The sequence below is a fragment of the Dethiosulfovibrio salsuginis genome, assembly GCF_900177735.1.
Taxonomy (GTDB): domain Bacteria; phylum Synergistota; class Synergistia; order Synergistales; family Dethiosulfovibrionaceae; genus Dethiosulfovibrio; species Dethiosulfovibrio salsuginis.
In genome coordinates this window covers 24,459-37,551 of sequence record NZ_FXBB01000013.1, presented here as the reverse complement: position 1 = coordinate 37,551, position 13,093 = coordinate 24,459, and the positions used below count along the sequence as shown (strand labels likewise).

Genomic DNA, 13,093 nt, shown 5'->3' with positions numbered 1-13,093 from the left:
CTTTCCCATGTAGGTATGGTTACAACACTATACAGCAGAAAAGGGTTTGATGGTACAGCGGCATTAGTATACAATAGATTTTAGTCTTGAAAATCAAAAAAGATAAAATATATAATCCTTTTATCTTGCGATAGATCGATGTTACAATATCAAATTATCGGCTTATTGAGATGATGTCGATTATTCTAGGAGGTGCAGAGATGGGAAAAAATAGTTTGTTACGTGTCTTTGTGTGTCTATGTTCTTCGCTGATTTTTGCGTCTATGGCGTGGGGCTTTCAGCCTGTTTACGTCATGGCCAGCGGAAACATGGGGGGAACCTACTACAGCCTCGGTGGCATAGTGGCGGAGACGGTGAACCAAAAGGTTCCCGGTGTCAGGTTGGCCGTCCTTCCCTCCAGCGGATCGGGGGAGAACGTGGAACTCATGGAGACCGGTCTTTGTCAGTTTGGCCTTATGGACAGCTACGCTGTAATGGCCTATGAGGGAAAGGATCTGTATTACGAAAACCCTCAGACCTTCCTAAGAGGGGTCATGCCTCTTTATCCAGAGGTGGCAAGGGTTTTGGTTTCCAAGGGGTCGAAGATAAGTTCGGTAAGGGATCTTGAGGGTAAGAAAGTGGTTTTAGGTCGTAAGGGATCAGGTGTCCTTGTGACGGCACAGCAGATTCTTCGGTTCTCCGGCCTCGGTTCCGATAAGGTTGTGCCCGCCTATCTGGGGATGGGGGAAGGGCTTTTAGCCCTAAAAGAGGGTACCGTCGATGCTGTGATATTCGTCGGTCCATTAGGCGGTGGCTCAGCTATGGAGCAGGAGGCCTTAAAGACCAGCAAGGTTTTGGGCCTAGACGATGCAGCTAGAGGCTCCCTCCTTGGCTCCGCTCCCTACTGGAGGGAATTCTCCATACCTGCGGGAACTTTCCCCAATCAGGACGAGGAGATAAAGACCGTTGGGGCCTGGACGGTGCTCTACTGTCGAGAGGATCTCAACGACGACCTGGTCTACAGAGTGGCGAAAACCATATACAAAGAGGCAGCAGACTTATCTCCCTATATCCCTGGATCGGTGACCCTAAGGCCCGGTCAGGTTCAGGAGATGCTCGTTCCTATCCACCCCGGAGCGGCCAGATTCTTCAAGGAAGAAGGTTCCCTCTAGATGATCCTTAAGTTCGATCTTATAGGGACCGTCGCAGTCGCCTCTTTGGTCCTGTGGTGTGGGCTTTTCATCAGGGATAAAATAACCCCACTGAAGGAGTACAATATTCCCGCTCCGGTAATAGGTGGAATCCTTTTCGCCCTGCTTCGCTGGACGCTCTTGGGTAAAGTCGACTTTGAGTTCGAGATGATACTTCAGTCGCCTCTCATGATAGCCTTCTTCACCACCGTTGGCTTAGGCGCTAGCCTTAAGCTCCTGAAAAAAGGAGGACCTCAGGTCCTGCTGTTTTTGGGATTGGCTTCCATCCTGGTTACCTTACAAAACGTCGTCGCAGCTGGCGTAGCCAAACTGACCGGCCTTCATCCTCTCCTTGGGCTGCTGGCCGGATCGGTTACCATGTCAGGAGGACACGGTACCGGTGCTACCTTTGCCAGGACCTTTACCTTGAACTACGGTCTAGTCGGGGCGATGGAGCTCGCTATGGCCGCCGCTACCTTTGGCCTTGTCGCTGGGTCCATAATAGGCGGCCCTGTCGCCAGGCGACTCATCAGGAAATACGACCTTAAGCCTGACATGGATAGTATCGAAGGGGAGGACGGAGGAGTGGTCCTGGAGCATCACGGTCACGCTACGGTCAACGATGTGCTTATAACGATCCTCCAGATCTCCTGTGCTATGTATCTAGGTGCCCTTGCCTATGGCAAGCTCATGGGCCTAGGAATAACTTTGCCAACCTATCTGTGTGCTTTATTCGTCGGGATCGTGATCCGAAACGTATCCGATTTTTCCGGGCTCTACAAGGTTCACCTCAAGTGCGTTGACTACATAGGATCTGTCGCATTGTCCCTGTTTTTGGCTATGGCACTGATGTCCCTCAAGCTTTGGCAGCTGATGGATCTCGCCGGTCCTATGATCGCTATCCTGCTGGGAGAGACCGCACTTATGGCGTTTTTCGCCACCTTTATAACCTTCCCTCTGATGGGTAAGGACTTTGAAGCCGCCATTATGGCCGGTGGACACTGCGGCTTTGGCATGGGGGCGACCCCTAACGCCGTCGCCAACATGGAGGCCTTGAGCTCCCACTATGGCCCTGCTCCGAGGGCTTTTTTCGTCATCCCCATAGTCGGGGCGTTCTTCATCGATATAGTAAACGCCTTCGTTATTCAGGGCTTTGCGATGTTCTTGTCCTAGCTAGTGGCCTGATATTTGACCGTCCATCTGGACAGAAGTGGCTTTTTGTGGTAAAAAGTATGCCTGTGGCCGGAGTGGCGGAATGGTAGACGCAGCGGATTCAAAATCCGCCGGGGGTAACCTCGTGGGAGTTCGAGTCTCCCCTCCGGCACCATCGTAGTATTTGCAAGGGTCTAGGGCTACCTAGGCCCTTTTTTATTAGGCTCCTCAAAACGGTAAATCCGTTGTGTATTTCTACGCCTTCCAAGCTACCCCTCAACAGGAGGCGTTTCACCGTGTATAACGATACTTCAATGGATTCGTGCCACAACCGCTCTTAACCAGAACAGGCCCTCTCTGCCTTCCTTACCTTCAAAAAGTCCAACGGATTAGCACCCAAAATCATAAACGATTATCGCAAGGTGGTAGGACTATTTCTCCTTGACCTTTTTTGACTCTGTGCTACGATGACTACATAGACTACAAAAAGGGGGCTACTATCATGCCTACACCGTTATCCATCCGTCTCGACGAAGAAACAGGGGGAAGGCTGGACCGCCTCTCCAAGGTGACAGGTAGGACGAAGGCTTTCTATGTCCGGAAGTTGATAGAGGATAATCTCGACGACATGGAGGACTATTACCTCGCTGTTGAGGCTGTGGCTTTGAGCAAAAAAAAAGGGACTAAGCCGTTAACCTCCGAAGAAGTGAGGCATGAACTTGGCTTGGACGATTGAGTACGATGTTACCGCAGTAAAGGGCCTAAGGCATATAGGCAAGCGTGAAGCTAGGCGAATCGTGGATTACATTGAGGAACGTATAGCCGGGCAAGATAACCCCAGAGCCTTAGGAAGTCTCTTAAGGGACCTCTTGGAGCTTTTTGGCGCTATAGGGTCGGAGATTACCGCCTGATATGCTCGATCGAAGACAAGAAGGTCACCGTTCTCGTGGTACGCATAGGGCACAGGGGAGACGTGTACAGAAAAGGATGAGCGGCCCTGCATCACAATAGTAACTCCAGGAGGTATCGTAAAGATTGTGATGAAACTAGGCACAGCGTTTAAAACTACAGGGCCTGATGGAATTATTAGGGTAAAGCTTAACGATGGATCAAAGATCGATGGTTTCCTAGAAGAGCGATTTGAAGAAGACGAGCTTTCCTTCCTTTTCAGGTTGGTGCATAACCCTGAAATGGTCGTGGAAGTTACAGAGCTTGATATTGTTGAGATTAACGGCCACAAAATCGATCATGCTTAAAATTTAAAATAAATTTAACGAGGAGTTGGCGTTATGACCGACTACGATCTTTTAGTGAGCCTTCACCTACCCGCCGAGAGGCAAGGGCCAGGTGGAGATAGTGAAACAAGAAGGGCCATGGAGCTGGCGGGCCTGGACCGGTCCCGTCCTCTGAATATCGCCGATATCGGCTGTGGGACCGGGGCTTCCTCGTTACTTTTGGCAAAAGAGCTGGACGCTAAGATCACCTCCGTTGATTTTCTGCCCGAGTTTCTAAAAGAGTAACGGATATAGCCCGGAAGGCTATTTCGTCCTGCCCTCTTACTGTTGGCTCGACAACTACTACAGGCCGATGGAGGCTCGTTTCGCCCCTTTTCTGGAGTGCCACGACTGCGATCAGGCTAGAGCCATAGTGGAGGCGGAAAAGGTCGAGATAGACCTCTACGAGAGGTATCACGAATACTACAGCTATGGCTTTTACGTAGCCACTAAAATATGAGGAGTATTTATATATGATTTTAGCCTTTACGGCCCTGTTTTTGGGCCTGATTGTACTGGTCTGGAGCGCCGATCTTTTCGTCGACGGGGCAGCCGCCACCGCCGGTTACCTCGGAATGCCTCCGTTGCTGATAGGCATGGTTGTGGTGGGGTTCGGAACCTCTGCTCCGGAGATGTTGGTGTCCGCTTTGTCCTCCTTTCGGGGAAATCCCGGTATAGCTTTAGGTAACGCCTACGGCTCCAACATCACCAACATAGCACTGATACTCGGTATTACCGCCCTTATCAGCCCTATCTCGGTCAGCTCGTCCATACTGCGTAAGGAGCTTCCCATGCTTTCCCTGGTGACCGGCCTGGCCGCCTGGCAGCTGTGGGACGGCGAGATCTCCAGGCTTGACGGCATGGTTCTCCTTTTGTTTTTTGGTCTCGTGATGGTCTGGAGCGTCGTTCAGGGAATGGGAAACAGAGGCGATGTTCTGGCGGAGGAGGTCGAGGGCCAACGTGATGAAAGGGTGTCCATAGGCAGATCGATAATAGGTCTGGTTCTAGGGCTGATTTTGCTTATAGGAAGCTCTAGGTCTCTGGTCTGGGGTGCGGTGGAGATCGCTCAGGCCTTTGGGGTCAGCGACCTTATCATCGGTCTCACGATAGTTGCGATAGGGACCTCCCTACCGGAGCTGGCATCGTCTATAGCCGCCGCCCGTAAGGGGAGGCACGAGATAGCCCTGGGAAACGTCCTTGGGTCCAACCTCTTTAACACCTTGGCGGTGGTCGGTATAGCTGGGGTCATCCAACCTATGTCCGTAGGCCCAGAGGTGCTTAGCAGGGACGTGGCCGTGATGGCATCTTTAACCCTGTCGCTGTTCGTCATGGGATATGGCTTCGGCTCTGTCGGTCGTATCAATCGCATGGAAGGGGCGGTGTTGCTGGCCTGTTACCTAGGCTACACGTCCTATCTGATCGGCACCGTCATGCCTATATGACCGAATAAATCCTAACGTAAAAGGAGATGTTGTTTTTATGTTTATAACCAAATTAATGGATATTGTTCCAATAAGGGAGGTGTTAGGTCCAAAGGCACCTCCCCGGTAAAAATAAAAATTGGGAGGTAAAAATATTGAGTATAGATATAAGTAAATTTGGTTTCACCGAGAACCTAAAGGAACAATCAGCCCTCTATCCCGGCCTTTTCCCCGGTAGGGTAATATCCCAACACAAGCACTTTTGCAGGGTAGTAACAGAAAAGGGCGAGGTTAACGGAGTGGTCTCCGGGCGGTTTCGCTTTGAGGTCCATTCTACTAGGAATTATCCTGCTGTAGGGGATTTCGTTATGTTGGATCGGGAGTGTGATGACGGTGGTGACGCCATCATCCACGCTATCCTCCCCAGAAAAACCGCCTTTATAAGGAAGGCCGCCGGTACGTCTCGTCAGGAACAGGTTGTCGCGTCCAACATCGATACGGTGTTCGTGTGTATGTCCCTTAACAACGATTACAATCTCAGGAGATTGGAGCGCTATCTCGGGGTAGCCTGGGACAGCGGTGCGACCCCGGTGGTCGTCCTCACAAAGGCGGATCTCTGTCAGGATTTGCCGTCGGTGCTTTCGGAACTTAAGCCAGTGTTGTCGGGGGCGGAGGTCTTGGTGACCTCAAGCCTGATGGAGGACGGGTATGAATCGGTAAAAAAATACCTCGCTCCGGGAATGACAGTTGCCCTCATAGGTTCGTCGGGGGTGGGCAAGTCCACCTTGATAAACAGGCTCTTAGGGGTGGAAATACTTCTCACTCAGGGCATAAGAGACGACCATAAGGGCAGACACACAACAACGGTCCGAGAGTTGATGCTTCTTCCTTCCGGGGCTATGGTTATAGATACCCCGGGCATGAAAGAATTAGGAATAGACGGTGTCGATCTGGCGAGAGCCTTCTCCGACATAGAAGAATTGGCGAACGGATGTAGATTCAGGGACTGTAGCCACGGCGACGAGCCCCACTGTGCGGTCCAAAAGGCCATTGCCGACGGTATTCTGTCCGCTGACCGTTTCGCCAGCTACCTAAAACTTAAAAAAGAGGCGAGATACGATGGCCTCAACCCAAGGCAGGTTGAAACGGAGAAGATGTCCTCTATGTTCAAAGACGTAGGAGGCATGAAGAACGCCAGAAAGTTCGCAAAGGCTAAAAATCGGTCGAAAGGCCGCTAATAAAAAGGCCCCCGACGCCATTTTATGGCGTCGGGGGCCTTTTTATTATCCCAGTTTAGGTCTGGCTTCCGGCGGGAGAGGGCTGACGTAGGGGCCGCCTCTGGCGACTTCAAGCTCTTTCTTGGCCTTCTTTAGGATTTCGCCGTCCTCTATAAGCCTGAGCCCCGTAAGGGCCATTGCCTTAGAGGCGAAGAACATCCCCTTCAGTCCCATAGGGCTTCCGAAGGCCTGAGTGCTCTGCCAGGTGTGAGCGGGAACCCCTATAGGCATAGAGGCTATGGCCATCTGGACCGTAGGGGCTATATAGGAGACGTCTCCTACATCGGTGGAGCCTGATATGGTCTTTCCCCCACCTAGAGGTCCGTTGTCGTCCATGATAACCGAGCTGAGGTTCTCTCCGAGGTGTTCGGAGGTAGTGCGATAGCCTCTGAGAGCCGCCTTTACCGCTCCTTCCGGCAGGGTGGACTGTATTTCTTTAGCCAGGGCTAGGTCCTCGCCGTCGAACTCCGGGCCCTCTAGCTCAGCCATGACGTCCCTCGCCACCTCTCCTAAGGTCTCGTTGGGGAGATAGTCGTAAAGGGCGTTGGTTATCTTCACCTCCACCGAGGTGTCGGTCATAAGTCCTGCTCCTTTTGCACAGTTCACGACCCGCTGAAAAAGGGGCTCTATCTGATCTCGCCTCGGGGTCCTGACGTAATAGCAGATGGTGGCCTTGGCTGGTACCACGTTAGGGGTGTCGCCGCCGGAGGATATGACGCTGTGGATCCTGGCCTCCTGGATCATGTGTTCCCGAAGGTAGTTCACCCCTACGTCCATGAGTATAGCCCCGTCCAGTGCGCTCCTGCCCTCCTGCGGTGAGGCCGCCGCATGGGCGGACTTGCCGTGGAAGGTGACGTCGCAGGCGTTAAGGGCCAGGCTGCTGGCGGCCCAAAGAGCGTTAAAGTCCCAGGGATGCCAGGTTATGGCGGCGTCTAGATCGAAAAAACACCCCTCCCGGGCCATGTAGACCTTGCCTCCACCGTTCTCCTCCGCAGGACAGCCGTAGAAGGTTACCCTGCCCGGAAGGCCCTTCTCCTTCAGTAGATCAGCCAGGGCCAGTGCGGAGCCAGCGGCGGCGGCTCCCAGTAGGTTATGGCCGCAGCCGTGGCCGACCTCTCCGTCTTTAGTGACCCCCGGTAGGGCATCGTACTCCCCTAAAAAGCCTATGTTCGGTCCACCGTCACCCCAGGTGGCCACCAACGCCGTCTCCATCTCGCCGACTCCCTTTACGACCTCAAAGCCAGCGGAGGAAAATAATCCCTCGTAGAGGTCTGCGGCGTACCTCTCCTTAAAGCCCAGCTCCGGGTGTTTCCATATATCCAGAGCGGCTCTCTCCATGGTGGAACGTAGGTCGTCCAGTTTATCCATAAGGGTCTTTTTCACCGTTAATCTCCTCCTAGAAAGGTCCGTAACCGATCAATATAGCTCCCCAAAGAAAGGCTATCTGTGCAACAAGCAACATGGCGAAAAGGGGCAAGAACCACCGGAAATACCTGTTGAGAGGTACTTTAGCCAGTATGCAACCTATAAGGATAAAACCTGTTGGCCAAAGAAGGTTGGAGAAGCCGTCTCCGAACTGAAAGGCCAGTACCGCCACCTGTCGGTTTACCCCTACCAGGTCCGAGAGGGGCGCCATTATAGGCATAGTGGTGGCGGCCTGTCCCGATCCCGAGGGTATCAGGAAGTTCATGACTGTCTGGAACAGGAGCATTCCCACGGAGCTCATGAAGGCCGATCCCTGCCCCAGGAGGTTAGCCATGCCGTGGATTATGGAATCCACGATCTTTCCTTCCGATAGGACGACCAATATACCTCTAGCTACTCCGACCACCATGGCGGATAGGACTCCCTTACTCATTCCATCGACAAATATCTCGGCGATCTTGCTCGGGGATTTTCTGTCCGCCAGTCCCACAAGTATGCCCATTATGAGGAACAGTCCCGCCAGCTGGTTTATGTACCATCCCAGCTTGATTAGGCCGAACCCCGCTATGAGGACCGACACCATGAAGATAGAGAGGACCACCTTGTGGGTATGGGTGAATCTAAGCTCAACCTTGGACTCGTCGAACGCCAGCTCGCCGAAATCTATATCGCTGACCACGCTCTTTGAGGGATCTGCCTTGATAATCCTGGCGTAGCGCAGTGTCCAGGCTATGGAGATCGATCCCATCACGGCCAGTATGAGAAGCCTATAGGCTAGGCCGGAGAAAAGAGGAAGCTCCGAGATGGTCTGAGCGACCCCTATGGTGAAGGGATTTACCGTCGCCGAGGCGAACCCTATTCCCACCGCCACGAAGGATACCGCAAGTCCTACCACCGGATCGTAGCCCAGGGCCAGGGCGAGGCTGGCAAATATTGGAACGAAAGCCACCATCTGCTCGTAAGAGAGGGTTCCTGTGGATCCCCACAGCATAAACACCGCCATAAGAACCGCAAAGGTGGTGTTGGCGGAGGAGGGTTTGGCCCTGGTCTTCCTGACCATCCAGGCGATCGTGGCGTCTATGGCCCCTGTGGACATGACCACGTAGATGGACGAAAAAACTATGAATATGAAGAAAACGATCGATCCCGCCTGGGTCATTCCCTTTTGTATGGCGACGAACATCTGAAAAGGATCGACAGGAGAGGGCTGAACCAGTTGAAAACTATCCGGGACTATGACGGTTCTGTTCGACTTTGGGTCCATATGGCGGCTGTACTCCCCAGCCGGAACGAACCAGGTCGCCACCATGGCGATAACCATTATGGACAGTAGGATGACGAATACGTGAGGAAAGGATGCTTTTTTTCTGACCTTGTCTGACAAAACGAACCCTCCTTAGAGATTTTTGCTGTGAATGGATACCTATCTACCTGGGTGAATTGTACACTCTAAAGCTAAGACGATCAAGTCCATCTATACAGTGTTTTCTGACGGAGTCCTGTCTGCCACATTCCAGAGACTTTGGTTTTCTTGTTGATCCGTAAGGAAACGAAAGTGTACTATTTTGGGCTTAAAAGATCAACCGCCGGGACTTTAGATTGTATCGTCGGCCTAGATGGAATATTATGTATATATAGGTCTGGAGGTGAGAGTATGAGGTATAAAAAAGCTCTGTCCTGGTGTGTCGCCCTCGCCGTTTTTTTCCCTGTTCACCGAGTTCCATGCTATGGAGGGGAGCGGTGGAAGCCTATACTGGATGTAGCTGTCAGAGATGATCAGGTCTACGTGGCTACCGTTGAGAAAGGAGGACTTTACTCACTTGAGGGGGGGCGATGGGAGAGTTTGGGGGGGACTCTGCCCTCCAGTAACCTCTTCTCCCTGAGGATATCCCCTAAAGGTCATCTGTTTTTATCCACCTACGACGAGGCCCTTTTCTCTATGGATCGAGGCAGGTCCTGGACCTCTCTGAAAGGGGGAGGGAACGTAAAGGAGTTTTTCTTCACATCCCAGGGAACCTATCTGCTGGTCGACTGGCATAGGGGGATTCTTCGCTACGACGGAACATCCTCCAAGTCCAAAGAGGTCAAGGTCGAGGGAGGGGACTTCCCTGTAACCGGGTTTTCAGAGGGGCCCGGTGGATCTCTTTGGGCCTCTACCTTCGGAGGTGGGATGTTACGCTCCGACGACGATGGATCGACCTGGAGTCCCTTCAATTCCGGTCTTGATAACCTTTTTGTCCTCTCAATGGTCTGGTCCGATACTGGGGTTCTTTACGTCGGAACCATGGAGGGCGGCGTTTTCGCCCTTGGCGATGGAGAATGGGACAAAGTGGACGGCCTTCCCTATCGGTCGGTAGTCCAGGCTATGGCCTATTCCCGGGGTATCCTTTTCGCCGGGACCTTAGGCGGTGTCTTCGCCCGTACTGATGGTGGGGATTGGATTTCCTTCCCTTTACAGGAGGGAGAGGACGTGTCGGTTAGGTCCATAGCTCCCTACAGAGATGGCGTCCTGGTCGGAACGGGGGAGAAGGGGCTTTTCTACGTCGATTGGGATAGTCGGTCCTCTAAGGCTGTTATGATGTCCGATTCGGTCGTCTCCATGTCCCTCGGCGACGACGGTGTCTGGGCGCTGACCAGGTCGGGCAAGCTGTTTTCCTCCGTCGACGGGGTCAGCTGGTCCGATCTAACCTCCCTCCCTGGAGGGAGTTACGGTTCCCTCCTTAGACACGCCAACGTCGCCGTGGTCGGAGGGATAGGGAAAGTCTACACCTCCCACGATAAGGCGTGGACCGGTAGACCTCTCCCCCTTAGGGAAGGGCAGGGAGGTTCGGCTATGGTGGTCGATTCCGACGGGGCCTTTATAGCGGCGCTGTCGAGGGGAGGGGTGTTCAGGTCCATCGACTGGGGAGTGTCGTGGAGCGAGATAGAATCGGTGGACGGTCGCTATATCTATTCCGTCGTCTCCCGTGGTAAGACCGTGGCCATAGGGACCGATAGAGGGTTTGCGGTGTCCAAAGACGGGGGAAGGACCTGGGAAAATCGTTATATAGTCTACGGGGTCACCTCTTTGGCGATAGACGAAAAAGGTTATCTATGGGCTGCCTCTAGAAACGGCCTGTGGCGTTGGGATTTGGAGGGCCTTGAGCTTGACACCCCTGCTATAGATGGATTTGAGTGGTCGCCTTTCAACTATTTTACCGATATCTTTTCGGGAAAAGAGGGCAGCGTTATGGGGCTTCTAAGAGGGGAGCTGGTTCGATTGTCCCCGGTGTCGGGCAGGTATCTGCTGGAGCGATCCTCCCTCTCCAATAACGACGGAATCCTCGCTTCCCTGAGCCTATCGGACAGGATCTTGATAAGCACCGGAAGAGGTTTTTATTCCTCCGTCGACGGAGGGCTGAACTGGGTTTCCATAGGCCTTCCCGTGGGGATAATAGGGAGGTGAGGTCGTGAGGGAGATATACAGACGGATAGTTGCGGTCGGGATGTTCTTTATCGCCGTAGGAATGTTTTTATTCGTCAGGAACCAGTTCGTCAGGATATACCCGGTGGACATGGCCAGGGAGTACACCCGGTCCTACGCTCCCGACTCCGGTCCGTCCTTCGGGGCTATGGCCATGGGGCGATCGTTCATAAGGTCCACCACTGGATTTCAGCCTATAGGGGAGTTCGTTAGAGCTAAGACCGAGGGCATGACGGTCACGGTGGAGGGGGACATCTGGAGCGATCTTTACGGTAGAGCTAAATCGGAGGATCTTTTTTTTCTCCCCTCCGACGAAAAGGTGGCATCGGTGGTCCATGGCTTGAGGGATATGGATAGGACCTTTGCCTACGTAAAATACGGTTCCCCTATAGGGCCGGTCTTTATGGCTGCCTCTCTGGTGGGGCCGACGGACGCCAGGGGAAGGGGAGCTCCTGATTCGCTGGTCTATCCCTTCAGGTCCGTCGCCCCGATCCCTCTGACTCTGGCCCTGGCGGTCTACGTCCTGTTGCCCAGGCGAAAGATCAGGCCTGGGGCTCTGACCTACTCAAAGTGGTCCTGCTGGGTTATCCCCGATATCCTAGGCACGGTTATGGCGGGTTTTTTCGTGGCCCTCTCCTTCATCCTGTCGCCGGAGATCTTCGGCGACGGCAACGTCTTAGGGGTCGCTTCGGGAGCTATCTGGTTCAACTTGGTGCTTTGGTTCATAGGAGCCATATTTCTCTCTATGCTCTACTGGTCCGCTAAATACTCGTCCTTCGAGCTTGTCCTCCACGACGATGGCGTAGAGGTGCGACAGCTGTCCAGAGAACTGGACTTCCGTTTTTCCGACCTAGCTACGGTGGAGTGGGTGGATTACAGGCCCCCTAAGTGGCTGAGAGTGTTGGTCCGTATCGCCTCGATGTTCGACTGGAGGATGAGAAGCCACTCTATCTCCATGTCTCTCAGTAGGGACTGGGGGATTCGGTTCGTGTTTTCAGACGGCTCCTCCTTTAAGTTCATCTGCTCTCGCTTGCCGGAGATCCAGAGGCTATTGGACGTTCTTTCGTCCGGCAGGGTACCTATATCCTCGGAGCTGGAGTCCTTCTTAAAGGGGGAGGGGTAGCCCTCCCCCTTATATCACGAATAGTGGGCTATTATGTCCAGAACTCCCAGAATGTGCCTCTCCGGGCTTACGTATTTGACGAGATCCTTTATGAGCTGCACCCCGTTCTCCGGGCAGGCGCTGGCCCCTACCGCCTTCAGAAAGGAGAGGTCGTTGTAGGAGTCACCAATACCCACCATATCCTCAGGGGAGACCCCTATCCTCTCGGAGAGCATGGCTATGCCGGATGCCTTATCCACCCCTTTAGGTGTAACGTCCACGGAGCAGGACGATCTGGTGACGTTGAAGAGCTTTCCGTCCGCAAGGTCCATGGTCTCCTGAAGCAGGCCTGCGACGGCGTTTTCAAGCTCCTCCGAGCCCATGGGAAATGGAAATGGGTTGATGCTCAGGCATATCTCCTTGCCTACCTCGAAACGGATATTCCTGCCGTTAAAGGAGCGACGTAGTTTATCCCTTAGCTCCCTCATAGCCTCCAGATGATCGTCGTTTATAAGTGGGTTGAGGGTGACGCTGTCATCTCTGGGGTCGAACAGCATACTTCCCGCCTCGCAGATCATGGGCTCGGTAACGCCTAAAAACTGGCCTATGGCCTCCATATAGGGCTGGCCTCGGCCGGAGCATAAGGTGATAGGAAGTCCTATACCCTCTCTCGCCCTGTCCTGGTGTTCTCTCAGAGCCGCCATGGCGGAAGGATCGAAGGGAATGCCCTTATCCACCGATAGACAGCCGTCTATATCCGATACCACCAGCTTAAGTCCTGTGCCGTCAAGCACATAATCACGTCCTTTC

At 53.3% G+C, this 13,093-nt stretch carries 15 protein-coding genes and 1 tRNA gene; 13 read left to right on the top strand and 3 right to left on the bottom strand.

Annotated features, from left to right (window positions below):
* The first annotated feature begins 200 nt into the window (after positions 1-200).
* From B9Y55_RS06290 to rsgA, 11 genes are all read left to right on the top strand, one after another.
* On the top strand, positions 201-1,151 hold the full coding sequence (locus B9Y55_RS06290) for a TAXI family TRAP transporter solute-binding subunit (RefSeq protein ID WP_159448259.1): 951 nt from the start codon (positions 201-203) through the stop codon (positions 1,149-1,151).
* A complete protein-coding gene (gene gltS / locus B9Y55_RS06285; RefSeq protein ID WP_085544514.1) occupies positions 1,152-2,342 on the top strand; it encodes a sodium/glutamate symporter in 1,191 nt (396 codons plus the stop codon).
* Positions 2,343-2,410: 68 nt separating this feature from the next.
* Positions 2,411-2,496: transfer RNA gene (locus B9Y55_RS06280), tRNA-Leu, on the top strand.
* A 327-nt stretch (positions 2,497-2,823) separates the two neighbouring features.
* Entirely contained in the window at positions 2,824-3,057 is a 234-nt protein-coding gene (gene relB / locus B9Y55_RS06275) for a type II toxin-antitoxin system RelB family antitoxin (RefSeq protein WP_085544513.1), read from the top strand.
* Complete coding sequence (locus B9Y55_RS06270) at positions 3,041-3,232, top strand: type II toxin-antitoxin system RelE family toxin (RefSeq protein ID WP_234986157.1); 192 nt, start codon at positions 3,041-3,043, stop codon at positions 3,230-3,232. The genes relB and B9Y55_RS06270 overlap by 17 nt, the downstream gene beginning before the upstream one ends.
* On the top strand, positions 3,229-3,312 hold the full coding sequence (locus B9Y55_RS13460) for a type II toxin-antitoxin system RelE family toxin (RefSeq protein WP_327078434.1): 84 nt from the start codon (positions 3,229-3,231) through the stop codon (positions 3,310-3,312). Before B9Y55_RS06270 ends, B9Y55_RS13460 begins: the two co-directional genes overlap by 4 nt.
* A 46-nt stretch (positions 3,313-3,358) precedes the next feature.
* On the top strand, positions 3,359-3,577 hold the full coding sequence (locus tag B9Y55_RS06265) for a hypothetical protein (RefSeq protein WP_143340840.1): 219 nt from the start codon (positions 3,359-3,361) through the stop codon (positions 3,575-3,577).
* Between the two features lie 33 nt (positions 3,578-3,610).
* Positions 3,611-3,841: a class I SAM-dependent methyltransferase gene (locus B9Y55_RS13365; RefSeq protein ID WP_200806638.1), complete on the top strand. Its 231-nt coding sequence runs from the start codon at positions 3,611-3,613 to the stop codon at positions 3,839-3,841.
* Positions 3,842-3,908: 67 nt separating this feature from the next.
* Positions 3,909-4,055, top strand: a complete 147-nt coding sequence (locus B9Y55_RS13360) for a hypothetical protein (RefSeq protein WP_200806637.1) — start codon at positions 3,909-3,911, stop codon at positions 4,053-4,055.
* Between the two features lie 13 nt (positions 4,056-4,068).
* Positions 4,069-5,037, top strand: a complete 969-nt coding sequence (locus B9Y55_RS06255; RefSeq protein WP_085544511.1) for a calcium/sodium antiporter — start codon at positions 4,069-4,071, stop codon at positions 5,035-5,037.
* A gap of 134 nt (positions 5,038-5,171) precedes the next feature.
* Positions 5,172-6,254: a ribosome small subunit-dependent GTPase A gene (gene rsgA / locus B9Y55_RS06250; RefSeq protein ID WP_085544510.1), complete on the top strand. Its 1,083-nt coding sequence runs from the start codon at positions 5,172-5,174 to the stop codon at positions 6,252-6,254.
* Between the two features lie 45 nt (positions 6,255-6,299).
* Here the strand turns inward: rsgA and B9Y55_RS06245 are convergent, their stop codons facing one another.
* Both B9Y55_RS06245 and B9Y55_RS06240 read right to left on the bottom strand, forming a co-directional pair.
* Complete coding sequence (locus tag B9Y55_RS06245) at positions 6,300-7,676, bottom strand: amidohydrolase (protein ID WP_085544509.1); 1,377 nt, start codon at positions 7,674-7,676, stop codon at positions 6,300-6,302.
* 13 nt (positions 7,677-7,689) lie between these two features.
* Positions 7,690-9,102 (bottom strand): YfcC family protein, encoded by a 1,413-nt coding sequence (locus tag B9Y55_RS06240; RefSeq protein ID WP_143340839.1) that lies wholly within the window; start codon positions 9,100-9,102, stop codon positions 7,690-7,692.
* 270 nt (positions 9,103-9,372) lie between these two features.
* Between B9Y55_RS06240 and B9Y55_RS06235 the strand changes: the two genes are divergently transcribed.
* Positions 9,373-11,163, top strand: a complete 1,791-nt coding sequence (locus B9Y55_RS06235) for a hypothetical protein (RefSeq protein WP_085544508.1) — start codon at positions 9,373-9,375, stop codon at positions 11,161-11,163.
* A gap of 4 nt (positions 11,164-11,167) precedes the next feature.
* Entirely contained in the window at positions 11,168-12,304 is a 1,137-nt protein-coding gene (locus B9Y55_RS06230) for a hypothetical protein (protein ID WP_085544507.1), read from the top strand.
* A gap of 14 nt (positions 12,305-12,318) precedes the next feature.
* Here B9Y55_RS06230 and B9Y55_RS06225 read toward each other — a convergent pair whose 3' ends face one another.
* The gene (locus B9Y55_RS06225) at positions 12,319-13,077 is read right to left on the bottom strand and encodes an HAD family hydrolase (RefSeq protein WP_085544506.1); all 759 of its coding nucleotides are present in this window, start codon (positions 13,075-13,077) and stop codon (positions 12,319-12,321) included.
* Positions 13,078-13,093 lie beyond the last annotated feature (16 nt).

Excerpts from the sequence above, each read along its gene's own strand:
- B9Y55_RS06290 (WP_159448259.1), top strand. The coding sequence starts at position 201 with ATGGGAAAAAATAGTTTGTTACGTGTCTTTGTGTGTCTATGTTCTTCG.
- gltS (WP_085544514.1), top strand. The coding sequence starts at position 1,152 with ATGATCCTTAAGTTCGATCTTATAGGGACCGTCGCAGTCGCCTCTTTG.
- relB (WP_085544513.1), top strand. The coding sequence starts at position 2,824 with ATGCCTACACCGTTATCCATCCGTCTCGACGAAGAAACAGGGGGAAGG.
- B9Y55_RS13365 (WP_200806638.1), top strand. The coding sequence starts at position 3,611 with ATGACCGACTACGATCTTTTAGTGAGCCTTCACCTACCCGCCGAGAGG.
- B9Y55_RS13360 (WP_200806637.1), top strand. The coding sequence starts at position 3,909 with ATGGAGGCTCGTTTCGCCCCTTTTCTGGAGTGCCACGACTGCGATCAG.
- B9Y55_RS06255 (WP_085544511.1), top strand. The coding sequence starts at position 4,069 with ATGATTTTAGCCTTTACGGCCCTGTTTTTGGGCCTGATTGTACTGGTC.
- B9Y55_RS06235 (WP_085544508.1), top strand. The coding sequence starts at position 9,373 with ATGAGGTATAAAAAAGCTCTGTCCTGGTGTGTCGCCCTCGCCGTTTTT.